The organism is Gryllotalpicola sp., from assembly GCF_027352875.1.
Taxonomy (GTDB): domain Bacteria; phylum Actinomycetota; class Actinomycetes; order Actinomycetales; family Microbacteriaceae; genus Gryllotalpicola.
Genome location: NZ_DAIEII010000007.1, coordinates 16,478 through 37,591 on the forward strand (window position 1 = coordinate 16,478; position 21,114 = coordinate 37,591).

Consider the following 21,114-nt stretch of genomic DNA (forward strand, 5'->3'; position numbering starts at 1 on the left):
ACGTGGCCCGTGCGGACGCGTAGCACCCGGAGGACAAGCCTAAGCCTTGTCTGCTCTCTCGGCGTTCAGCGCGAAGGCCGGGGCTACCGTGTCCCCATGGAGTTCTACGGCACGCAACCCCAGCACGACCTGACGTATTCCGACGTCTTTCTGGTGCCCAGTCGGTCGGCTGTGCAGAGCCGGTTGGATGTCGACCTCGCTCCCGGCGACGGCACCGGCACGACCATCCCGATCGTGGCCTCGAACATGAACTCCGTCACCGGCGCGCGGATGGCTGCGACCATCGCCCGGCGCGGGGGCCTCGGCGTGCTGCCGCAGGACATGCACCCCCAGGATCTCGACGCGGCCATCCGCTGGGTCAAGGCGCAGCCGGCCGCCTACGACACCCCGTTCGTCTTCACGCCGGATGCCACCGTCGCCGACGCGCTCCAGGTCATGCCCGCGAGCGCCGGCCACGGCGTGATCCTCGAGGATTCCGCGGGCGACTACCTCGGCGCTGTCGAAGCGGAGCGCCTCGGCCGGGCCCAGGCGGATGCCCGCCTCGGCGACCTCGCGGCCGCACCGGTGGCCTCCGTCGACGCCGACGAGGTCGGCGGCGGCCGTGCCGCCTTCGACCTGCTCGTCGCAGCGGAGGCGGACTTCGCGCCGGTGCTGCACCACGGCCGCGTCGTCGGCACGCTGAGCCGCACCAGCGCGCTGCGCGCGACCATCTACCGTCCCGCAGTCGATGCGGCAGGCCGCCTGCGCATCGCGGCGGCGCTCGGTGTCAACGGCGACGTCGCCGCCCGGGCCAAGGCCCTCGTCGAGGTCGGCGTCGACGTGCTCGTGCTCGACACCGCCCACGGCGATCAGGAGAGCATGCGCCGGGCCATCGCCGAGGTCAAGGCGCTCGGCCTCGCCGTGCCGATCGTCGCCGGCAACGTCGTCACCGCGAAGGCCGTGCAGGACCTCGCCGCAGAGGGCGCCGACATCCTCAAGGTCGGCGTCGGGCCCGGCGCCATGTGCACGACCCGCATGATGACCGCGGTCGGGCGCCCGCAGTTCTCGGCCGTGCTCGAATCGGCGATAGCCGCGCGCGAGCTCGGCAAGCAGGTGTGGGCCGACGGCGGGGTGCGCTACCCGCGCGACGTCGCGCTCGCGCTCGCCGCGGGGGCGGCATCCGTCATGATCGGCTCCTGGTTCGCCGGCACCATAGAGTCGCCGGGGCCGCTCGCGACCGACCGCGACGGCCGCCTGTACAAGGAGAGTTGGGGGATGGCATCGACGAAGGCCGTGCAGGCCCGCTTCGAGCGCCTCGACCCCTTCGAGCAGGCGCGCAAGCAGCTCTTCGCCGAGGGCGTCTCGTCCTCGCGGATCTACCTCGACCCGCAGCGGCCGTCGGTGGAGGACCTGCTCGACATGATCACGACCGGTCTTCGCTCGTCGTTCACCTACGCCGGCGCCCGCTCGATCGCCGAGTTTCACGAGCGCGCGCGCGTCGGCATCCAGTCGGCGGCCGGCTACGAAGAGGGCAAGGCGCTGCTCGTCAGCTGGTAGGCCCGCCCGTACACTTGCCAGCAATGGAGTGGGCGCTACTCGTCATCGGCCTCGTGCTGACGGCCGGCACCGGGTTCTTCGTCGCCGGCGAGTTCGCGCTGGTCACCCTCGACCGCGCCGACCTCGAGGCCAGGCGCGAACGGGGCGAGCCGCGGCTCGCGATGACGATCGCCGCGCTGCGCCACACCTCGATGCACCTCTCGTCGGCGCAGCTCGGAATAACCCTCACGACCCTGCTCACCGGTTTCACCTTCGAGCCGGCGATCGGCGAGTTGCTCGCGCCCGCATTCGGGGCGGATGCCCTCGACGTGCCCCTCGTCGCCTCGATCATCGGCGTCCTTGCAGCGACCCTCGTCTCGATGGTCATCGGCGAACTGGTGCCGAAGAGCCTCGCCCTCTCGGTCACTCTGCCGGTCGCTCGCGTCGTCGTGCCGTTCCAGGTGGTGTTCACCTGGATCTTCCGGCCGGCGGTGTGGCTGCTGAACGCGAGCGCGAACGGCGTGCTGAGGCTCTTCGGCGTCGAGCCGAAGGAGGAGATCTCCAGCGCCCGCACCGCCGAGGAGCTTTCGTCGCTCGTGCGGCATTCCGCGAACGAGGGCACACTGGAGGAGGACACCGCGACGCTCCTGGATCGCACGCTGCAGTTCGCCGCGCATCAGGCATCCGACGTCATGACTCCTCGACCGCGCCTCGAGACCGTGCAGCGCACCGACACCGCCGACGACGTCATCGCGCTCGCGCGCGAGACCGGGTTCTCGCGCTTCCCCGTCGTCGCCGACGGGATCGACGACATCATCGGCGTGGTCCATGTCAAGCAGGCCGTCGCTGTGCCGCGCGAGCGCCGCGAGCTCGTGCCCGTCTCGGCGCTCGCGAGCGAGGCCCCGCGCGTGCCGGAGACGATGCACCTCGACGCGCTGCTCGGCGAACTGCGCTCGCGCGGGCTGCAGCTCGCCGTCGTCGTCGACGAGTACGGCGGCACCGCCGGCATCGCCACCCTGGAGGACCTCGTCGAGGAGCTCGTCGGCGAGGTGGCCGATGAGCACGACACCGGTCCGATCGAGGTCATCCGCGGGACCATGTCGACGGAGTTCAGCGGGATGCTGCGGCCCGACGAGTTGCTCGACCGCGTCGGCATCCGCGTGCCGGAGGAGGGCCCCTACGAGACCGTCGCCGGATTCGTGGTCAGCGAGCTCGGCCGCCTCCCCGTCGTCGGCGACGAGGTCCCGGTCGGGGGCGGCCGGCTGAGGGTGGCGAACCTCGACGGCCGCCGGATCGACCGGCTGCTCTTCCTGCCGGCGCGGCCGGCGCCGGAGGAGGGCGAGCCGTGAGCCCGTGGTGGGGCATCCTCTGGCTCGTCGTGCTGCTCGCGGTGAACGCCTTCTTCGTCGCGGCAGAGTTCGCGGTCGTCACCGCCCGGCGCTCCCAGATCGAGCCCGAGGCCGAGCGCGGCAACGGCGGCGCGCGGGTGGCGCTGTGGGCGATGGAGCATGCGACGCTCATGCTCGCGACGACGCAGCTCGGCATCACCGTGTGCTCGCTCCTCCTCCTCGGCATCGCGGAGCCGGCGATCCACGACCTGCTCGCCGGCCCGCTCGAATCCGCCGGGGTGCGCGGCGCCGTCGCCGCCGACGCCACCTCGTTCGTCATCGCTCTCGTCGTCGTCTCATTCCTCCACGTCGTCTTCGGCGAGATGGTGCCGAAGAACCTGTCGTTCAGTCGCCCGCGCGAGTCGGTGCTGCTGCTCGCCCGGCCGCTCGTCGCGATCGGCCGGGTCGTCAGGCCCATCACCGTCGCGCTCAACTGGCTCTCGAACGGCGTGGTGCGGCTGTTCGGGGTCGAGCCGAAGGACGGGGCATCCGCCGCCTTCACCCTCGACGAGGTCGAGGCCATCGCGCGGCACTCGGCGCGCGCCGGGGTGCTCGCGACCAGCGAGGTGCTGAGGGGGGCCTTCGAGTTCAGCGGCAAGACCGCAGCCGAGATCATGGTGCCCATCGCCAAGGTGGTCCGGCTGCCGCACACGGTGACACCGGCCGAGGTCGAGCGCGCGGTCGCGCGATACGGCTTCAGCCGGTACGTCGTCGACGACGAGGCCGGGCAGGCGGTCGGCTACCTCCACCTCAAGGATGTGCTCGACCTCGAGGGACTGCCCTTCGACTCGCCGGTGCCGGTGGACCGCATCCGGCCGCTTGCACGCGTCGCGCCGGGCGCCGAGATCGAGGACGTGCTCGCGCTGCTGAGGCGCCGCGCCTCGCACCTCGCCCGCATCGTGCACCGCGGTGAGACGATCGGCGTCGTGTTCCTCGAGGACATCCTGGAAGAGCTCGTCGGGGAGGTGGACGATGCCACCCGCCGCGACTGAGTGGACGGCGAAGGACGCCCGGCTCCTGCTGCGCGCGCCCGGGCCGCAGGACGACAAGTACACGCGCGGCGTCGTCGCTCTCGCGACCGGTTCCGAGGCGTTCCCCGGCGCCGCGGTGCTCGGCGTCGAGGGCGCAGCGCGCGCGGGGGTCGGCATGGTGCGTTATATCGGGCCGGCGACGCCGACCGCGCTCGTGCTCGCGAGGCGTCCGGAGACCGTGGTCGGGGCGGGGCGGGCGGATGCCTGGGTCGTCGGCTCCGGCATTCCGAACGCGGCAGGCCGGTCGCACGACGACGAGCTGAGGGTTCGGGCGGCGCTCGCGGGCGGGGTTCCGGCCGTGGTCGATGCCGGCGCGCTGGACCTGCTCGATGCGGTACGCGGCCCCGTCGTCATCACGCCGCACTTCCAGGAACTGGAACGCGTGCTCGCCGTCACCGCCGCCCCGCTGGCCCTGGACGAGATCTCGGCCGACCCGGCCGCCGCGGCGGTGCGGGCAGCGGACGCGCTCGGCGTCGCCGTGCTGCTCAAGGGCGCGACGACCCGCATCGCCCTGCCCGGCGGCTTCGCCTACGCCGTGCGCTCGGGCACGCCATGGCTCGCCACCGCCGGCACGGGCGATGTGCTCGCCGGCATCATCGGCGCGCTGCTCGCCGCGCATGCCCGGACCGCGCGCCACCTCGACGACGTGGCGATGATCGCAGCGACCGGTGCCGTCGTGCACGGCCTCGCGGGCCGCATCGCGGCCAGCGACCCGGACGGCCTCGGCGCTGGCGCGCCCATCACCGCGCTCGACGTCGCCGACGCGGTGCCGGACGCCATCGAGGAGCTCATCGCCCGTCGCTGAGCGGCAGCGAGTCACGCGGTGCCGAAGCTCGCCGAGATGTCGCGAATCGATTCGAGTCCATCGGAAACCTTCGTACGATGGAGCCATGACCACCGTGCCGCCGCTTCAGCTCTCGCCGCGGCGCGTGCGCCTCGCACTGCTCGCCCTCGCCCTCGGCGGCTTCGCAATCGGCTCGACGGAGTTCGTCGCGATGGGGCTGCTGCCCAACATCGCCCACGCGATGCTGCCCAGCGAGTATGCCGCCAACACTGCGAGCGCCAACGCGCACGCCGGTATCATCATCTCCGCGTACGCCTTCGGCGTCGTGGTCGGTGCCCCGACGATCGCCGCACTCGGGGCGAGGCTGCCGCGCAAGCGGCTGCTCATGGGGCTGACGCTGGCGTTCACCCTCGCGACGATCGCGGCATCCCTCGCTCCCACCTTCGGCTGGCTGGTCTTCTTCCGCTTCCTCTGCGGCCTTCCGCACGGCGCCTACTTCGGCATTGCGGCGCTCGTCGCCGGCGATCTCATGGGACCGGGCAAGCAGGGCCGGGGTGTCGCGCTCGTCATGAGCGGCCTCGCCGTGGCCAACGTCGTCGGCGTGCCCGGCATCACCTGGATCGGCGAGACCTGGGGCTGGCGCGTCGCCTACGGTGCCGTGGCTGCGCTGTTCGCCGCCACCTGCGTCGCGGTGACACTGGCACTGCCCTACCGGCCTGGTCGCCCGGAGCAGACCGTCCGCCGCGAGCTCAAGGCGTTCGGCAAGCTGCAGGTGTGGCTGGCGATCGGCATGGGGGCGATCGGATTCGGGGGATTCTTCGCGATGGACACCTTCATCGCTCCCCTCGTCACCGATGTCGCGCACCTTCCGGCGGGATTCGTGCCCGTCGCGCTCACCGTTTTCGGCCTCGGAATGGTCGTCGGAAACCTCGTCGGCGGTCGCCTGGCCGACCACAACGTCCGGCTCGCCATGCTGCTCGCCTTCGGCACGCTCGCCGTCGCCCTCGCGATCGCAGCCAGCGTCGCGCACCTGCCGGTGCCGCTGTACATCGCGATGTTCCTCGTCGGCGGCACGGGGTCGCTCGTGACCCCTGCCGTGCAGCTCTGGCTCTTCCGGGTCGCCCATGAGAGCCCAGCGATCGCAGGCGCCATCCACCACTCCGCGTTCAACCTCGGCAACTCCCTCGGCGCCTTCCTCGGGGGCGTGGTCGTCGCTGCCGGATTCGGCTACGTGGCCGGGATCTGGCTCGGAGTCGGGCTTTCGCTCGCCGGTGCAGCGATAGCCCTCCTTGCGATCGGCTTGGCGCGGGGCGACGGCCAGAGCGCCCTTGCCCCGAACGCTGCGGCCATAGAATCGGTCCGATGAGCAGCGCATCCGGTACGACGCTCGAGCAGCGCCGGGCCCAGCGCGAGGCGATGCGCGTCGGGAGCGGCGATGCCCGCTCGTGGCTTCTCGTCAACGCGCTCCTCGAGGAGCGCTTCGACGAGGCCCAGCTCAGCCGCGCCGACGAGATCATCCTCGACCTCGAGGACGCCGTCGACGGCTCGCTCAAAGACCGCGCCCGCGGCTACGTCGTCGATTGGCTCGCCGCCGGCGGCCGCGCCTGGGTGCGCGTCAACGGCCTCAGCGCGACCGGCGACTGGGCGGCCGACCTCGAGGCGCTGCACGGGCTGGAGAGCCTCGCCGGCGTCATGCTCGCCAAGACCGAGGACGCGGCGCAGGTCACCGACACCTATCAGCGCCTCGGCGGGCGCATTCCCGTCATCCCGCTCGTCGAGTCCGCCCTCGGCATCGAGGAGGCCGTGCACATCGGCAAGGCCCGCGGTGCGTTCCGCCTTGCGTTCGGCTCCGGCGACTACCGCCGCGACACCGGCGCGGCGAACGACCCGCTCGCCATGGCCTATCCCCGTTCGCGCCTCGTCGTCGCGAGCCGCATCGGCGGCCTGCCCGGTCCCATCGACGGCCCCGCCGTCGGCTCGACCCACCTGGTGGTGCGCGAGCGGACCGCGGAGAGCATCAACCTCGGCATGACGGGCAAGCTCGCGCTCGACCTCGACCAGCCCGCCGTCATCAACGAGATGATGAGCCCGTCGCCTGCCGACCTCGCCTGGGCGCTCGACTTCCTCGCCGAGTTCGAGCGCGGCGGCAGCGTCGTGCGCGACGGCAGCGACAAGCCGCGCCTCGCCCGCGCCGAGACGATCATGCGCCGTGCGGAGACTTTTCGGATCAGCCCGGCGTAGAGGCCTGGGTCTCCATCGCCCCGCTACGCGGGGCGGCCGACCAGCGGGATCGTGCAGTCTGGAGCTGCCTGAAAGCTGCGAAACGTAACACGCTCTACGAGGCGGCGACGTGCTCGCCGCCGAACGCGACAGCTTCGAAAAGCCGACTGCGGTCGCGCCGCAGAGGCGGTGGCGCGCAATTTATTCGTTCTGCAGCAGGATGCCGTCGGCGATGGCGCGCTTGCGGAGTGCGACCTTCGTGCCGACGTCGAGCCCGGCGAGGCGGTACTTCTCGCGGATGCGCTTGAGATAGCTCTTCGCCGTCTCGTCGCTGATGCCGAGCGTGAACGCCACTGCCTTGACGGGCTCGCCGGCGCCGTACAACGCCATGACGCGGCGCTCCTGCGCGCTGAGCTGCGGCCCGGAGAAATCCTCCGCGGCGAGCAGCTCGTCGAGCTCGGCCGAGATGAACGACTCGCCGCGGTAGGCCGCGCGGATCGCCTCGGCGATCATTGCCGCGTCCTCGCTCTTGACGAGATAGCCCAGGGCGCCTGAGGCGATCGCCTCGCGCACCACGTGCGGGTCGGAATAGGTGCTCATGAGCACCGTCTTGACGCCGGCCGCCTTGAGCGCCGAGAGCTTGACCGAGACGGGGATGTTGTCCTTCAGGTCGAGGTCGAGCAGCACGACGTCGACGGGGAACTCCGGGTGGGCGAGCAATTCGGGCCAGGCGGCCGCCGCGACGACCATGTCGATGTCCTTGGCGGCCTGCCGGATCCATTCCGTCAATGCGCCGAGCAGCATCCTGTGGTCGTCGACGATGGCGATGCGGATGTGCTTGGCTGCCACTGGCCCTCCTCGAACGGTCATCGACCGGCCACCAGATCGACCGGGCAGTCCACCGTGATGGTGAGACCGAACGGCCCGGCGCTGTCGCGGTGGCGTCCGACTCTGTTGATAGCCTGCCATGCCGCAGGGTCCAGACGATGTTTCTTCACTCCGGCGAGTTCGAGCACGACGCTGAGACGGCGCGGCGAACTCGTCGCCTCTGCGTCCGCGCGCCGCACCCGCACAGTCATGGACTCCGCCCGCCGGGTGGCATCGCCGGCGAACAGCCAGATCGCGGTGAGCAGCCCGTCGCGCTGGTCGGGGGCGAGGAGGGCGGCATACCCGTAGGGGTCGTCGACGGTGGTGAGGGCGCCGACGACGCTCGAGTCGTCGAGCGCGTGGTGCAGCCAGGTGCGTGTGCGGCCGGCGACGAGCAGGACGCGGAGCTGGCTGGCTATACGGCCGGCGAGCTCGGCCGAGCCGGCGTCGAGAGGCAGCGCCGTGGAGCCCGACGCCACGTCGTCGAGCAGCTTCTCGGCCGCCTGGTCGAGAGCGGTGAGATGCTCCGACTCGACGAGCCCGAAGGCGTTCGCCTCGACGGATGCCGCCGCCTGCGCCTGGGAGAGATCAGACTGGAACTCGAGCATGGCCCGGAACGCCCGGGCCACCCGCAGACCCACGATGCCGGGCCAGATGGCGATGCCGAGTTCGGCGACGCGCACCGCGAGCCCGGCGTTGTAGGCGGTGATGCCGACCGCGAAGTCGGCGGCGAGCAGCACGCCGAGCCCCGCGATGCAGCGCACCATGAACTGCGTGCTGCGCACCGTCGCGTACGTCATGAGCAGGGCGCCGCTCGCGACCGCGGCGAGCGGTGCCGGACCGGCGAGCGAGTTCGTGTCGGGCGATGCGGCGCCGATGCAGTCGAGCACGTCGGCGAGCGCGAGGAGGGCGAGCGAGAGGTACGGCCAGCTCCGCAGCAGCGGGATGACCCGCCCCTGCGCCAGCTGGCCGTAGAGGGCCACTCCGGCGAGGAGCGCCCAGGCGGTGACGCCGAGCGCGGGGATCGGGTAGTTGCGGAATCCGCCGATGAAGCCGATGAGGCAGATCGCGACGATGACGTCCGCCGCGAGGTTGAGGCCGTAGGCGAGGCGGTCGGCGCTCGGCGTTGCCGAGGCGACCGGCAGTGCGGCCTCGGCGGTCACTTCGGCACCTCGAGCACGACCGTCGTGCCCGCCCCGCGTGCGGTGAAGAGGCGCGCGGTGCCGCCGACATCGCGGATGCGGGCGACGATCGACTCGGTGTAGCCGAGCCGCTCGAGCGGGACCTCGGCGGGCTCGAAGCCGACGCCGTTGTCGGTGATGAGTGCGCGCACCGCCACCTCGTCGTCGGTGATCGTGACGTGTGCTTCGTCGACGCCGGCGTGGCGGCGCACGTTCTCGAGGCTCTCCGAGAGGGCGAGGAGGAAGGCGTCGAGCGTGTCGCTGGGCAGCAGGACCTGGCCGGTGCCGTGCCATTTCACCTCGAGGCCCATGCGCTGAAAGCGCTGCTTGACCGACTCGAGCGTGTTGCCCAGCGAGGACTCCGCGACCGGCTGCAGCCGGTAGGTGCCCGACGCGGCCGGATTGGGGGTGTAGCCCAGGCGCAGCTGGCGCAGCAGCGCGGAATCCTGCGCCGCCTGCTCGCGCAGCGCGCTTTCGCTCACCCCGACCCCGGAGTGCGCGAGCAGGGTAAGGGTGGCGAGCACGGTGTCGTGGAGCAACCGAGCCCCCTGGCGGCGGCGCGCCTCGGTCTCGCTGGCGAGACGCTCCGCGCGGTACGCCTCGCTCATGCTCGCGATGCGCACGATCGTCTGCGGCACGATGCGGCCGATCCACACGGCGAGGACGACCCCGAAGAACCAGCCCGCCAACGAGAACGCGACCATACGCGTGATGAGGGAGGCGTCGCCGCGCGCTGCGAAGCCGAGCCCGGCCATCGCGAAGACGAACGTCGTGGCGCAGAGCACGATGCGCGGCGGGCTCGTGATGAGCACGATCGCCGGCGCCGCCATGACGCCCCCGACGATCCAGGGCACCGCGTAGGCCGTCGCCGTGTTGAGCGGGCCGAAGGCGAGCGCGACGACGACGAGGGCGCTGAAAGCCAGTGCGTCGATGAGCACGGCCCACAGCACCGTCGAGACGAACTCGAGTCGCCAGGCGAAGCCGACGCCCGCGGCGACGAGAAGCGCGACGGCGGCGATCTGGCCCGGAACGCTGACGCTCGCACCCGGCAGCGACAGACAGACGGCGGCGACGATCGCCGCGACGAGACCCAGAGCGCGGGCGCCCGTGGAGAGCAGGCGATCGCGCTCTAGGAGGATTCGGGGCATGACGCTCCTGGAGATCGGTGGGCACTCCACTCTATTCGCGTCCCGCGTCCCGCGTCCCGCGACCTGCGTCCCGCGACCTGCGTCCCGGGTGGCGGCGGGGCCGCGCCGCCCGCGCTCAGTCGTCGAGAAGACGGCGGAGCTGCGCGGTGACGCGCTCCTCCTCGATGAGGAATCCGTCATGGCCGAACGCCGAGGAGATGATCGCCGGCACATCGCCGTCGATATTGCCGGGCACGGCCCGGGCGATCTCGCGCTGGCCCTCGAGCGGGAACTGCCGGTCCGAGTCGATGCCGACGACGAGCGTCCTCGCAGTGACGCGGGCGAGCGCCTCGGCCACCGAACCGCGCCCGCGGCTCACGTCGTGCGAGTTCATCGCCTGGACGACGGTGATGTAGCTGTTCGCGTCGAAGCGCCGGGTGAAGCGATTGCCGTGGAAGTCGAGGTAGGACTCCACCGCGTACCGGCCGCCGGCGCCGAGCGGACTGATGCCGCTCTGCCAGGTGCGCTGGAAGCGCCCGTTGAGCTCGTCGGGGCTGCGGTAGTTGAGCAGCGCGATGCGGCGGGCGAGCGCCAGGCCGCGATGCGGGCCCTCGCCGTCGGGGGCGTCGTAGTAGTCGCCGCCACGGAAGCGCGGGTCGTTCTCGATCGCCTCGAGCTGCACCAGGTTGAGGCCGATCTGGTCGGCCATGGTGAGCGGGGGAGCGGCGATGATCGCGGCGCGCGCCACCCGCTCGGGGTAGGACACCGCCCACTCCAGCGCCTGCATCCCGCCCATCGAGCCGCCCACGACCGCCGCCCAGCGCGCGATGCCGAGCACGTCGGCGAAGCGCGCCTGCGCGTTCACCTGGTCGCGGATCGTCGTGAACGGGAAGCGCCCCCCCCAGGGCTCGCCGTCGGGCGCGGCGGACGCCGGGCCGGTGCTGCCCTGGCAGCCGCCGAGCATGTTGGGGGCGACGACGAACCAGCGCTCGGTGTCGATCGCGAGACCCGGCCCGACGATGCCCGGCCACCAGCCGTCGGTCCGGTGCCCGGGTCCGGCCGACCCGGTGACGTGGCTGTCGCCGGTGAGGGCGTGGAGGACGAGGACGGCGTTGGAGGCATCCGCGTTGAGCGCACCCCAGGTCTCGTAGGCGATACGTGCGAACGGCAGGCGCTGGCCGCTCTCGAACTCGAAGGCGCCGAGCGGCGCGAAGTGCCGGTCGCCGGCCGGATCGCTCTCGCGCCAGGCGCCGGTGGCGGGCGGCTTGCCGAGGACGGTGCGCGCGAGGGCGTCGGTGATGAACTCCGACGGTGCGCTGTCCTCGGCGGTCTGCCAATCCATGGATCGATTCTCGCGGACGCGGGGGCGGAGTCCGTCACATTACGAAGCGGCCGTCCCGTGAGGGACGGCCGCTTCGGTGCGCTTCGGGCGGCTACGCGCCGGCGCTCGCGGTCGAGACCGTGCGGGCGGCGGCGAGGCCGCGCTCGAGGTCGGCCTTGAGGTCCTCGACGTTCTCGATGCCGACCGAGAGGCGCACCAGGCCCGGCGTGACGCCGGTGGTGAGCTGCTGCTCGGGGGTGAGCTGCGAGTGGGTCGTCGAGGCGGGGTGGATGATGAGCGAGCGGACGTCGCCGATGTTCGCCAGGTGGCTGAACAGGGTGACGCTGTCGACGAGCGCGCGGCCGGCGTCGACGCCGCCCTTGAGTTCGAAGGACAGCACCGCGCCGACGCCCTTGGGGGCGTACTTGTTGGCGGCGGCGTACCAGGGGCTGGTCGGCAGGCCCGAGTAGTTCACCGAGGCGACGTCGGGGTGGTTCTCGAGGAACTCCGCGATCTCCTGGGTGTTCTGCACGTGGCGTTCGATGCGCAGGGACAGCGTCTCGATGCCCTGCAGCAGCAGCCAGGCCGAGAACGGCGCGATGGCCGAGCCGAGGTCGCGCAGCAGCTGCACGCGCGCCTTGATGATGTAGGCGAGGCCGTCGCCGACGGCGGTCGTGTAGCTCGCACCGTGATACGAGGGGTCGGGCTCGGTGAGGCCGGGGAACTTGTCAACGTTCTTCGACCACTCGAAACGGCCGCCGTCGACGATGATGCCGCCGATGGTGGTGCCGTGGCCGCCGAGGAACTTCGTCGCCGAATGGACGACGATGTCGGCGCCGTGCTCGAACGGGCGGATGAGGTACGGCGTCGCGATCGTGTTGTCGACGATGAGCGGCAGGCTGCTGGCGTGCGCGACGCCCGCGACCTTCTCGATGTCGAGGATGTTGATCTTCGGGTTGCCGACCGTCTCGGCGAAGAACAGCTTCGTGTTGGGGCGCACGGCGCGCTGCCACTCGTCGGCGTCGTCCTGGTTCTCGACGAAGGTCACGTCGATGCCGAGCTTTCCGAGCGTGTACTTGAAGAGGTTGTACGTGCCTCCGTAGATCGAGCTCGATGAGACGATGTGGTCGCCGGCCTGCGCGATGTTGAGCACCGCGAAGGTCTCGGCCGCCTGGCCGGAGGCCACGAGCAGCGCCCCGGTGCCGCCCTCGAGTGCGGCGACGCGCTGCTCGACGACATCCTGGGTCGGGTTCTGGATGCGGGTGTAGATGTTGCCCGACTCGGCGAGCGAGAAGAGGTTCTTGGCGTGCTCGGCGCTGTTGAAGACGTACGAGGTCGTCTGGTAGATGGGGGTGGCGCGCGCGTTGGTGACCGGGTCGGGCGCGGCTCCGGCGTGGACCTGCTTGGTTTCGAACTGCCAGGCGGCGTCGGTCATGGTGAGCTCCAAAGGTGAGGACGGGATGTCGGAAGAGACGTTATTTCGTGCGGATTGCTGCGGCCACGCCGCACGACACACGACGTAACGCAGGGCGTCGTCCCGCCACCCGGCGCTCCGGAAGAATGGAGGCATGGTTTCTCGTCGCGCGGTCGTCACAGGGGCAAGTTCGGGCATCGGAGAGGCGACGGCCAGGGCCCTCGTCGCGAGCGGCTGGGACGTCGTGGGGGTGGCGCGCCGCGCCGAGCGGCTCGAGCGGCTCGCCGCCGAGACGGGGGCTGCGATGTTCGCCGCGGACATCGCGGAGCAGGGCGATGTCGACGCGCTGCGGGGGTTCCTCGCGGAATCCGGCCCCGTTCACGCCCTCGTCAACATCGCGGGCGGCGCCCGCGGCATGGCCTCGGTCGAGGCGGGGTCGATCGACGACTGGCGTTGGATGTTCGAGGTCAACGTGCTCGGCACGAAGCGCATGGTCACGGCGCTGCTGCCGCTGCTGCGCGCCGGCGCCGGCGAAGCGGGCGGCCATGCTGACATCCTCACGGTCACGTCGACCGCCGGTCACCAGGCCTACGCGAACGGCGGCGGGTACAACGCGGCGAAGTTCGCCGAGCACGCGCTCGTCGCCGCACTGCGCCTCGAGCTCCTCGGCGAGCCGATCCGCGTCATGGAGGTCGCCCCGGGGCTCGTCGAGACAGCGGAGTTCGCGCTGCGCCGCTTCGGCGGCGACGCCGAACGCGCGGCGGCGACCTACGCCGGGGTCGACGACCCCCTCGACGCCGACGACGTCGCCGCCGTGATCGCCGGCGCTCTCAACCAGCCCGGCCACGTCAACCAGGACCTCATCGTGCTGCGCCCCGTCGCGCAGGGGCCGAACCAGCTGCTGCACCGCGGCCCGGTGCAGGTCGTAACGGGAAACCCGGGCGCGTAGTGCTCGGCCGGCGCCGGTGAAAGGGCGACACCGGCGATCCGGGCGGATCGCCTCTCGCCGGGCGTCCGTCCGCCGAGAGGCGGCGGTGCGGGTCACGCGCTGACGCAGCTCGCGGTCAGTCCTCCGCCGGCCGGTCGGCGAAGGCCGCCTTCGGCACGAAGAAGAGCAGGATCGTCGCTGCGACGCCTCCGAGGCCGCAGATCGCCCAGACCGTGTAGTAGCCCGCCAGGCTCGCGGCGGTCGAATCCGCGGCATCCGATGCCCCGGTCGCGAGGGCGACGCCGAACACGGCCGAGGCGATGCCGCCGCCGATGATCTTCGTCGTGTTCGTCATGGCGGATGCCGCACCCGTCTGCCCATGCGGAGCGGCCGCCGCCGCGGCCGCAGGCAGTGCGCCGAGCAGCGCACCCGTGCCGAAGCCCGCGATGACGATGTCGCCGAGGACTTCCAGGAGGCTGGCGTGGAAGGGCAGGAGCGCGAGGTAGCCGATGGCGACCAGCGCCGCCCCCAGAATCATCGCCGCGCGCGGCGACGCCTTCGCCGAGATCGTGGGGAACACCGTGGCGCCGATGATGAGCGACACGAGGTAGACGCCGATGAGGATCGAGCGCATGCCTGAGCCCAGCCCGAGCCCGAAGCCCGCCGTCTGAGGGTCGGTGCCGGCGAAGGTGCTGAGCGGCGTCTGCGCCCCGAGCACACTGATGCCGATGAGGCCGGCCGTGACGATGATCGGCCACATCGTGCTCCGCCGCATCACGCGCAGGTCGATGCCCGGGTCCTTCGAGCGCAGCTCGACGCGGGCGAAGGGCCAGAGGGCGAGCAATCCCGCCGCGATCGCGACCCACACCCACACGTCGCCCGGCCCCAGCGCCCGCAGCAGGGCGAGGCCGCCGGTGATGAGGACGAGCGCGAGGGCGAGCAGCGCGAAGCCGAGACTGTCGATCCGCTCGCCGGTCGGAACAGGCTCGGAGGCGGGCACACCCAGCCAGATCGCGAAGAACACGAGCGTCACGCAGGCGGCGGGCACGATGAGCGAGATCGGGATGCTGCCGGTCGACTCGAAGAGCTGCGCGGCGGCGAGGTCGCCGAGGATGGCGCCGAGCTCGAGGGCGACGATGAGCCAGCCCGCCGCCCGGCGGGTGTGCGAGACGCCGACGTCGCTGCGGCGGCCGCGGTCGAAGATGATGGCGATCTCCAGCCCGAGCCAGACGGTGTAGAAGCCCTGGATGGCGAACGCGATGAGGTACGTCGTGAACGTCGGCGCGAAGGCCAGCCACCAGGTCGCCGCGGCCGTCACGAGGGTCGAGACGAGCAGGATGCGCTTATGGCCGAACCGGTCGCCGAGCTTCGCGAGCACGGGGATGCTGATCGCCGAGACCGCGAGTTGGGCGGCCTCGAACCAGTTGTAGTCGGCGTCGCGCACCCCGAGGTATTTGACGATGTCGGGGATGAGCACGGGGTAGTACCCCTGCAGGATCCCGCTCGTGAGCTCGACCAGGAACAGCCAGCCCACGAGGGAGAGCGTGATCCCGGCGTTTCCGCTCCTCGCCGCCGTCGTCGCCCGCGTCGCCATGGTGGGGACTCTATCGCCCGCCCGATAGTCTGCCGTCATGGCGGCTCTGGGCGACGCGACGGGGTTGACGTTCGACGCGCAGGGCCGTGAGGTGCTCACCTGGCAGGCGTTCGGGGACGCCTCGCGCAGCCTCGCCCGCGACATCGCCGCCTCGGGTTTCGCCCCCGAGGTCGTCGTCGCCATCGCCCGCGGCGGGCTCACCCTCGCCGGCGCCATCGCCTACGCGCTCGACGTCAAGGCGTGCGGCGCCCTCAACGTCGAGTTCTACACCGACCGCGAGGAGACGCTGTCCGACCCCGTCGTGCTGCCGCCGATGCTCGACGGCGAGTCACTCGCCGGCAAGCGGGTGCTGCTCGTCGACGACGTCAGCGACTCGGGTCGCACCCTCGACCTGGTCGCGCATCTCGTCGAGGCATCCGGTGCCGAGGTGCGCACCGTCTGCCTCTACGCGAAGCCGCACACGATCCGCGAGCCCGAGTACTTCTGGCGCAGGACGGGCAACTGGATCGCGTTCCCGTGGTCGGCGCAGCCGCCCGTCGCGGTGTGAGGGTGCATGGCCGGTAAGCCCCTGACCGAACTCGCGAAGGAGCAGCTCATCGACCCGAGCTGGGCGACGGCGCTCGCCGGCGTGCAACCGCAGATCACCGAGCTCGGACACTGGCTGCGCGCCGAGGTGGCAGCCGGGCGCCCCTACCTGCCGGCGGGGAACGCGGTGCTGCGCGCGTTCGCCCAGCCGCTCGAGGACGTCAAGGTGCTCATCGTCGGCCAGGACCCGTACCCGACGCCCGGGCATCCCATCGGCCTGTCCTTCGCCGTCGACCGCAGCGTGCGCCCGCTGCCGAAGTCGCTGCAGAACATCTACCGCGAGCTGCACTCCGATCTCGGCATCGCGCCGCCGCCGCACGGCGACCTCACCTCGTGGGCCGAGCACGGCGTGCTGCTCCTCAACCGCTCGCTCACCGTGCGTTCCGGCGCGTCGGGCTCCCATCGCGGCAGGGGCTGGGAGGTGGTGACGGACGCCGCGATCCGCGCGCTCGTCGCGCGGCGCAGGCCGCTCGTCGCGATCCTCTGGGGGCGGGATGCCGAGACGCTGCGCCCCCTGCTCGGCGAGACGCCGATCATCGCCTCGCCGCATCCGTCGCCGCTGTCGGCGAATGGCGGATTCTTCGGCTCGAAGCCCTTCAGTCGAGCGAATGCGCTGCTCGTCGCGCAGGGCGCGGAGCCCGTCGACTGGAGCATCTTCTAGGTGCAGTGAACACCCTGGGACAGGTCGGCATCAGCTTCGCTCCGCGCGGAACTCCGCCGGGCCGGGGGCGACAGGCGGCGGCGCGTTTCCTTCAACGTGACTCCCGCTGCGATCGAGTTCCGCCTGCACACCGGCGGCCGCAGCCAGATCCGAGATAAGCGCGTTCGGGGAGCGCTCAGCGCCAAGCGCCGGGTTGTATCCAGTTAGCCGAAGAACGGTGCCGGTGAATTGACGACCTGAGCGGCTGTCCTCGGATTCTGCAAATAGTTCATACTGTCGCCCATCGGCGTCGGCCCAAGCAACAACTTCGTGCAGATCCCGGGCGCCAACAACGCGCCAACTCTCCGCGTTGAACGCGATTGGATACGGGGTAGATGGCCCATGCCAATCGGGCAGGTTCCAGAATGTGACCCGATAAACTGGGAAGCTTGTCGTCCAGGACTCGTCGCGGGAACGATCAACTTCTTCAGCCTGAAAAATGTCATTGCCCGGAATCCGGCGCGGTCGTTCGGGCAGTTCCGACACCCTGAACCTCTATTGCGTCTTGGTGGCGCTGAACACGGCGGTCATTCCGCTTGCACTGCTCAACTCATTTGGAAGAGCTGGAGCGATCTGAGCCGTGGAGCAGGTCACGCCGGACGTTGCACCATAAGTATTTCTCGCCGTTGGCGTTGTGGGTACGTAGCCAGGGGGGAACACGATCGTAGTAACCGCGACGCCGTAAAATTGCCCTGGGGCTTGAGAACATGAGGTCGCAGCATTCGTCTGAATTGTGACAGCACCCGAATCGCTCAACTTCTTACCCCACCACGAGCTTCCACCAATTTTGTAGAGCGCGGCTTGTTGGGCAATTGACAGGACAAACGCTGTGCACTGCACGGTAGCGACCACATTGATGGTCCCTGTCACGTGTGTCGAGCCGTGCACATTTTGGACAGGTGCGACACATGTGATCGTACTTGCGGCTGCTGCCGCATTAGCGGCCGCTGCTGGCGCAGCGACCGTACCCACGCAGACCGCGGTTGCCACAGCCGCCAAAGTCAGGCGCGTTCTGCTAAACATGAGATTCCTCCATGGGCTATGTCCTCAATGTAGAGAGCTTGCTCGCCGACACGCCAGGTTCCGTCGTTGACGTGTTTGAGCACATGGGATGATGTCAGTTTGGCCAGTCTGCGCCGCTTCAGCGACGGTGTCGACACCGAGTGACATGAACCCGATGCCGAGTACACCTAGCCGCGGACCGACTGCGGGCAACGCCCGCGACGATGTAGACCTAGGCTATTTTTTGAGCGACTTCTGCATCGTGACGGTGCCGAGCCAGCGGTCGAACTTGAAGCCGACGTGCGCCATGCGGCCCACCTCTTTGAAGCCGAGCTTCTTGTGGATGGCGATCGACCCCTCGGCCCCCTGATCGGCGATGACGGCGATCATCTCGCGCAATCCCGCCGCCCGCGCCTTCTCGACGAGCGCTCCGAGCAGCACGCGGCCGAGCCCCTTGCCGGTCGCGGCGGGTCCCAGGTAGATGGAGTTCTCGACGGTGTACTTGTAGCCGGTCTTCGTCGACCAGGGGGCGACGAGCGCATAGCCGAGGACCTGGCCGCTTGTCGGGCTCGCGGCGACGACGAAGGGCGCGCCGGCCTTGCGGATCTCGTGGTACTTGCGTCGCCAGTACCAGAGGGTCGTCGGCTTGGACTCGAAGGTCACCGTGCTGTTGGTGACGTAGTAGTTGTAGATCTCGCGGATGTGGGGGAGGTCGGCTTCGACGGCATCCCTGACGACGTACTCGAACGGGGCCTCGGCGGGCACCCGCTTGCGCAGGTGGTGCGGCAGCACCCGCCGCGCCTGGTATTCCTCTTCCAGCACGCGGTCAGCCTAGAGTCTCGGCGGACTCCGCCGTAAGACCCGCCAGGTCCGCCAATACACTCCACAGCTCCTGCCCCAGCTGCCGGTTGCGTGCCTGAGCGTTGACCCGGCCGTTCGGCGTGAAGCGGTCGAAGTGCGTTCCGCTCGGAGCCGCCGCCGGGGTGTCCGATGCGAGGGCGACGAGCGGCGCGCCGCCCTTCTCGGGGGAGATGCCGGCGTGGCCGAGCAGCGCGATGTCGGCGAACCTCATGAGCGCGGGGTTGCCGAAGTTCGACTTCACCCAGCCGGGGTGGAAGGTGTACGTGCTGACGCCCAGGCCGGCGGTGCGTTCGGCGAGGTCGCGATTCCACAGAATGACGCCCAGCTTCGCGGCGCCGTACGCGCGCCAGCCGCCGAGCCAGGGCCGGTGCTCCCAGTTCAGGTCGTCGAGGCGCAGCCGGCCCCACAGGTTCGCGATGCTCGCAGTGGTGACGATGCGGGCGGGGTGTCCGGGCGCTGCGGATTCCGCAAGGCGCGGCAGCAGCAGGTGCGAGAGCAGGAACGGCGCGACGAGGTCCACCTGCAGGGTGCGCTCGATCCCGTCGGAGGTGAGCGCGTGCTCGTCGTACATGCCGCCCGCGTTGTTGGCGAGCACGTGGATGGGCTCGTCGCGCGCCATGAGCTCGGCGGCGAGGCGGCGCACGTCGTCGAGGCGCTCGAAGTCGGCGAGGTGGTGCTCGGCGCCGATGCGCTCGGCGACGGCGCGGGTGCGATCCGGGGTGCGGCCGACGACGATGAGGCGGTTGCCCTGCTGCGCGAGGGCGGCGGCGGCTGCGGCGCCGAGCCCGGAGCTCGAACCGGTGATGACGATCGTGCGCGCGGCCACGAGACCCAGGGTAGGCGCGCGGCGCCGCTGCGGGTCAGAGGGTGCGGGTGAGCGCGCCGATGATGCGCAGGATGACGGGCATGTCGTTCGCCACGTCGTCGTCGGACGCCGGGGCGAACCCCGTCACACCGGCTCCCGCCAGGGCGAAGCGCGAGCGCAGTTCGAGGATCGTCTCAGCGAGCGTCTGCACCTCGATGCCGAACGGCTCCGGCGTGCCGACGCTTTCGAACGCGCCCGGGTCGAGGACGTCCAGGTCGATGTGGAGGTAGACGCTCGTCGCGCCCGTCGCGGCGACCGCGTCGGCGACGGAGGCGGGGCTCACCCGGTCGGGTTCGACGAGGGTGACACCGGATTCCGCGAGGTAGGCGACCTCGGGGTCGTCGAGGTCGCGCGCGCCGGCGAGCACCGCGTGCGCGGGCCGCACCGCCGCCTCGGGGTCGGCGAGCCCCTCCAGCCCTTCGCCGAGCGCGGCACGGAGGGCCATCCCTTCGAAGATGCCGGATGGCGACGATTCGGGGGTGTTGAGGTCGCCGTGCGCGTCGAACCAGACGAGGGCGACGGGGCCGGCCTGGCCCTGTGCGGCGCTGCGCACCGCGAACTGGATTCCTGCGACGTCGACTCCGCAATCCCCGCCGACGACGATGCGGAGGGCGTCAGGGTCGGATGCCCAGGCCGTGCGGAGGGCTTCGGTGGTCTGAGCGTGGGTGGCGATGAGCGCCGAGGCGCGCTTGACGCCGGTTCCCAGCTCCTCGCCGGCCTCGGCCCGCAGCTCGAGCCGGGTCGTCGACGAGACAGGCAGGTCGCCCGCGATCGCGGTCGCGCCGTCGGCGAGGCGCATCGCCCGCGCCGAACCGGAGCCCTGCCACTGCGGGACGACGATGAAACGGGTCGCCATGAGTGCGAGCCTATCGGTGGATCACGGATGCACGGCGGATCGCACGGCCTCGGCCAGCGCGGCCTCGAGCTGCGGCGCGGTGAGGCGTCGGCCGTAGCCGGGGGAGTCGCGCTCGATGCGCCAGCTGTTCGCGAGCGGGCCGGCGTCGACCGCATCGAAACCGGCGCGGTCGATGAAGTCGCGCGCCCACTGCTTGGCGTCGTCGAAATCGCTCGCGATGGCGAGCGCCCGTCGGCCCTCGCTGCCGGACGGCAGACCTTGCGTGGGGATGTGGGCGAAGCTGATGTGGTTGAACGCCTTGACGACGCGCGAGGTCGGCAGGTGCTCCTGCAGCAGAGCGCTCACGGTGGTGCGCTCCTCGTCGATGGCAGCGATGCGGCCGTCGCGCTCGAAGTAGTAGTTGTTCGTCTCCAGCACGATCTTGGCGGCGAGAGGCTCGGGGTCGACCTGCCCGATGTTCTTGGCGGGGATGGAGACGACCGCCACGTCGGCTGCGGCCGCGGCATCCGCCGCCCGCGCCGCCGTAGCGCGCGAGCCGAGTTCGGCGACGAGTTCGGCGAGGGTCTCGGGTGCGCGGGAGTTGCTCACGACGACGTCGTAGCCCTGTGCGACGGCGAGCCGTGCGAGGGCGCTGCCGATCTTGCCCGATCCGATGAATCCGATAGTGGTCATGGGTGCGGCAACAGCCGGAGGGGGCTCGGGATTCCGCCTCGGTGCTCTTCTCCGGTGTCGAGGCTGGCGCGACGAGCCCGTCCGGCACCCAGCGCGCCGCCTGGTGCGTTAGCCTTGTCGAGCCCGCGAGCCCCCTTAGCTCAGGGGATAGAGCGTCTGCCTCCGGAGCAGAAGGCCGTTGGTTCGAATCCAACAGGGGGCAC

Annotated in this window: 20 protein-coding genes and 1 tRNA gene; 10 read left to right on the plus strand and 11 right to left on the minus strand. The window is 70.8% G+C overall.

Features of this window, described 5'->3' with window-relative positions:
• Positions 1–96 precede the first annotated feature (96 nt).
• The 6 genes from M7D61_RS01220 (at position 97) to M7D61_RS01245 (ending at position 6,959) form a co-directional block, all read left to right on the plus strand.
• Positions 97–1,536: a GuaB1 family IMP dehydrogenase-related protein gene (locus M7D61_RS01220; RefSeq protein ID WP_298226787.1), complete on the plus strand. Its 1,440-nt coding sequence runs from the start codon at positions 97–99 to the stop codon at positions 1,534–1,536.
• Positions 1,537–1,559: 23 nt separating this feature from the next.
• On the plus strand, positions 1,560–2,864 hold the full coding sequence (locus M7D61_RS01225; RefSeq protein ID WP_298226788.1) for a hemolysin family protein: 1,305 nt from the start codon (positions 1,560–1,562) through the stop codon (positions 2,862–2,864).
• Entirely contained in the window at positions 2,861–3,895 is a 1,035-nt protein-coding gene (locus M7D61_RS01230) for a hemolysin family protein (protein ID WP_298226790.1), read from the plus strand. Before M7D61_RS01225 ends, M7D61_RS01230 begins: the two co-directional genes overlap by 4 nt.
• On the plus strand, positions 3,876–4,739 hold the full coding sequence (locus tag M7D61_RS01235; RefSeq protein WP_298226792.1) for an ADP/ATP-dependent (S)-NAD(P)H-hydrate dehydratase: 864 nt from the start codon (positions 3,876–3,878) through the stop codon (positions 4,737–4,739). The genes M7D61_RS01230 and M7D61_RS01235 overlap by 20 nt, the downstream gene beginning before the upstream one ends.
• Positions 4,740–4,824: 85 nt before the next feature.
• Entirely contained in the window at positions 4,825–6,084 is a 1,260-nt protein-coding gene (locus M7D61_RS01240) for an MFS transporter (RefSeq protein WP_298226794.1), read from the plus strand.
• Positions 6,085–6,134: 50 nt separating this feature from the next.
• Positions 6,135–6,959 (plus strand): aldolase/citrate lyase family protein, encoded by an 825-nt coding sequence (locus tag M7D61_RS01245; protein ID WP_298226825.1) that lies wholly within the window; start codon positions 6,135–6,137, stop codon positions 6,957–6,959.
• Positions 6,960–7,139: 180 nt separating this feature from the next.
• On the opposite strand, the gene M7D61_RS01250 is transcribed toward M7D61_RS01245, so the two are convergent.
• The 5 genes from M7D61_RS01250 to M7D61_RS01270 all read right to left on the minus strand — a co-directional run bounded on the left by M7D61_RS01250 (position 7,140) and on the right by M7D61_RS01270 (position 12,869).
• Entirely contained in the window at positions 7,140–7,787 is a 648-nt protein-coding gene (locus M7D61_RS01250; protein ID WP_298226796.1) for a response regulator transcription factor, read from the minus strand.
• Positions 7,788–7,804: 17 nt separating this feature from the next.
• The gene (locus tag M7D61_RS01255; protein WP_298226798.1) at positions 7,805–8,968 is read right to left on the minus strand and encodes a hypothetical protein; all 1,164 of its coding nucleotides are present in this window, start codon (positions 8,966–8,968) and stop codon (positions 7,805–7,807) included.
• Complete coding sequence (locus tag M7D61_RS01260) at positions 8,965–10,134, minus strand: ATP-binding protein (protein WP_298226800.1); 1,170 nt, start codon at positions 10,132–10,134, stop codon at positions 8,965–8,967. Before M7D61_RS01260 ends, M7D61_RS01255 begins: the two co-directional genes overlap by 4 nt.
• Before the next feature lie 115 nt (positions 10,135–10,249).
• Positions 10,250–11,455 carry a homoserine O-acetyltransferase gene (locus M7D61_RS01265; RefSeq protein ID WP_298226802.1) on the minus strand — a complete coding sequence of 402 codons (1,206 nt, stop codon included), beginning with the start codon at positions 11,453–11,455 and terminating at the stop codon, positions 10,250–10,252.
• A gap of 91 nt (positions 11,456–11,546) precedes the next feature.
• A complete protein-coding gene (locus tag M7D61_RS01270; RefSeq protein ID WP_298226804.1) occupies positions 11,547–12,869 on the minus strand; it encodes a bifunctional o-acetylhomoserine/o-acetylserine sulfhydrylase in 1,323 nt (440 codons plus the stop codon).
• Positions 12,870–13,002: 133 nt separating this feature from the next.
• Between M7D61_RS01270 and M7D61_RS01275 the strand changes: the two genes are divergently transcribed.
• On the plus strand, positions 13,003–13,797 hold the full coding sequence (locus M7D61_RS01275; protein WP_298226806.1) for an SDR family oxidoreductase: 795 nt from the start codon (positions 13,003–13,005) through the stop codon (positions 13,795–13,797).
• A gap of 115 nt (positions 13,798–13,912) precedes the next feature.
• Here the strand turns inward: M7D61_RS01275 and M7D61_RS01280 are convergent, their stop codons facing one another.
• Entirely contained in the window at positions 13,913–15,370 is a 1,458-nt protein-coding gene (locus tag M7D61_RS01280) for an MFS transporter (protein WP_298226808.1), read from the minus strand.
• 37 nt (positions 15,371–15,407) lie between these two features.
• Between M7D61_RS01280 and M7D61_RS01285 the strand changes: the two genes are divergently transcribed.
• Positions 15,408–15,917, plus strand: a complete 510-nt coding sequence (locus tag M7D61_RS01285) for a phosphoribosyltransferase (protein WP_298226810.1) — start codon at positions 15,408–15,410, stop codon at positions 15,915–15,917.
• 6 nt (positions 15,918–15,923) lie between these two features.
• Positions 15,924–16,616 (plus strand): uracil-DNA glycosylase, encoded by a 693-nt coding sequence (locus M7D61_RS01290; RefSeq protein WP_298226811.1) that lies wholly within the window; start codon positions 15,924–15,926, stop codon positions 16,614–16,616.
• 30 nt (positions 16,617–16,646) lie between these two features.
• Here M7D61_RS01290 and M7D61_RS01295 read toward each other — a convergent pair whose 3' ends face one another.
• The 5 genes from M7D61_RS01295 to M7D61_RS01315 all read right to left on the minus strand — a co-directional run bounded on the left by M7D61_RS01295 (position 16,647) and on the right by M7D61_RS01315 (position 20,911).
• Positions 16,647–17,141, minus strand: coding sequence for a hypothetical protein (locus M7D61_RS01295; RefSeq protein WP_298226812.1), 495 nt, complete (start codon positions 17,139–17,141; stop codon positions 16,647–16,649).
• Between the two features lie 753 nt (positions 17,142–17,894).
• A complete protein-coding gene (locus tag M7D61_RS01300) occupies positions 17,895–18,479 on the minus strand; it encodes a GNAT family N-acetyltransferase (RefSeq protein ID WP_298226815.1) in 585 nt (194 codons plus the stop codon).
• A 4-nt stretch (positions 18,480–18,483) separates the two neighbouring features.
• Positions 18,484–19,344, minus strand: coding sequence for an SDR family NAD(P)-dependent oxidoreductase (locus M7D61_RS01305; RefSeq protein WP_298226817.1), 861 nt, complete (start codon positions 19,342–19,344; stop codon positions 18,484–18,486).
• A gap of 34 nt (positions 19,345–19,378) precedes the next feature.
• Positions 19,379–20,239 (minus strand): arginase family protein, encoded by an 861-nt coding sequence (locus M7D61_RS01310; RefSeq protein ID WP_298226819.1) that lies wholly within the window; start codon positions 20,237–20,239, stop codon positions 19,379–19,381.
• A gap of 21 nt (positions 20,240–20,260) precedes the next feature.
• The gene (locus M7D61_RS01315; RefSeq protein ID WP_298226821.1) at positions 20,261–20,911 is read right to left on the minus strand and encodes an NAD(P)-binding domain-containing protein; all 651 of its coding nucleotides are present in this window, start codon (positions 20,909–20,911) and stop codon (positions 20,261–20,263) included.
• Positions 20,912–21,040: 129 nt separating this feature from the next.
• Here M7D61_RS01315 and M7D61_RS01320 point away from each other — a divergent pair.
• Positions 21,041–21,113 (plus strand) — tRNA-Arg (locus M7D61_RS01320).
• Position 21,114 lies beyond the last annotated feature (1 nt).

Bases quoted from the DNA above. Each gene is read 5' to 3' on its own strand.
- M7D61_RS01285 (WP_298226810.1), top strand. From the start codon at position 15,408: ATGGCGGCTCTGGGCGACGCGACGGGGTTGACGTTCGACGCGCAGGGC.
- M7D61_RS01315 (WP_298226821.1), bottom strand. From the start codon at position 20,911: ATGACCACTATCGGATTCATCGGATCGGGCAAGATCGGCAGCGCCCTC.
- M7D61_RS01265 (WP_298226802.1), bottom strand. From the start codon at position 11,455: ATGGATTGGCAGACCGCCGAGGACAGCGCACCGTCGGAGTTCATCACC.
- M7D61_RS01245 (WP_298226825.1), top strand. From the start codon at position 6,135: ATGCGCGTCGGGAGCGGCGATGCCCGCTCGTGGCTTCTCGTCAACGCG.
- M7D61_RS01240 (WP_298226794.1), top strand. From the start codon at position 4,825: ATGACCACCGTGCCGCCGCTTCAGCTCTCGCCGCGGCGCGTGCGCCTC.
- M7D61_RS01225 (WP_298226788.1), top strand. From the start codon at position 1,560: ATGGAGTGGGCGCTACTCGTCATCGGCCTCGTGCTGACGGCCGGCACC.
- M7D61_RS01260 (WP_298226800.1), bottom strand. From the start codon at position 10,134: ATGCCCCGAATCCTCCTAGAGCGCGATCGCCTGCTCTCCACGGGCGCC.
- M7D61_RS01275 (WP_298226806.1), top strand. From the start codon at position 13,003: ATGGTTTCTCGTCGCGCGGTCGTCACAGGGGCAAGTTCGGGCATCGGA.
- M7D61_RS01310 (WP_298226819.1), bottom strand. From the start codon at position 20,239: ATGGCGACCCGTTTCATCGTCGTCCCGCAGTGGCAGGGCTCCGGTTCG.
- M7D61_RS01220 (WP_298226787.1), top strand. From the start codon at position 97: ATGGAGTTCTACGGCACGCAACCCCAGCACGACCTGACGTATTCCGAC.
- M7D61_RS01280 (WP_298226808.1), bottom strand. From the start codon at position 15,370: ATGGCGACGCGGGCGACGACGGCGGCGAGGAGCGGAAACGCCGGGATC.
- M7D61_RS01290 (WP_298226811.1), top strand. From the start codon at position 15,924: ATGGCCGGTAAGCCCCTGACCGAACTCGCGAAGGAGCAGCTCATCGAC.
- M7D61_RS01270 (WP_298226804.1), bottom strand. From the start codon at position 12,869: ATGACCGACGCCGCCTGGCAGTTCGAAACCAAGCAGGTCCACGCCGGA.
- M7D61_RS01235 (WP_298226792.1), top strand. From the start codon at position 3,876: ATGCCACCCGCCGCGACTGAGTGGACGGCGAAGGACGCCCGGCTCCTG.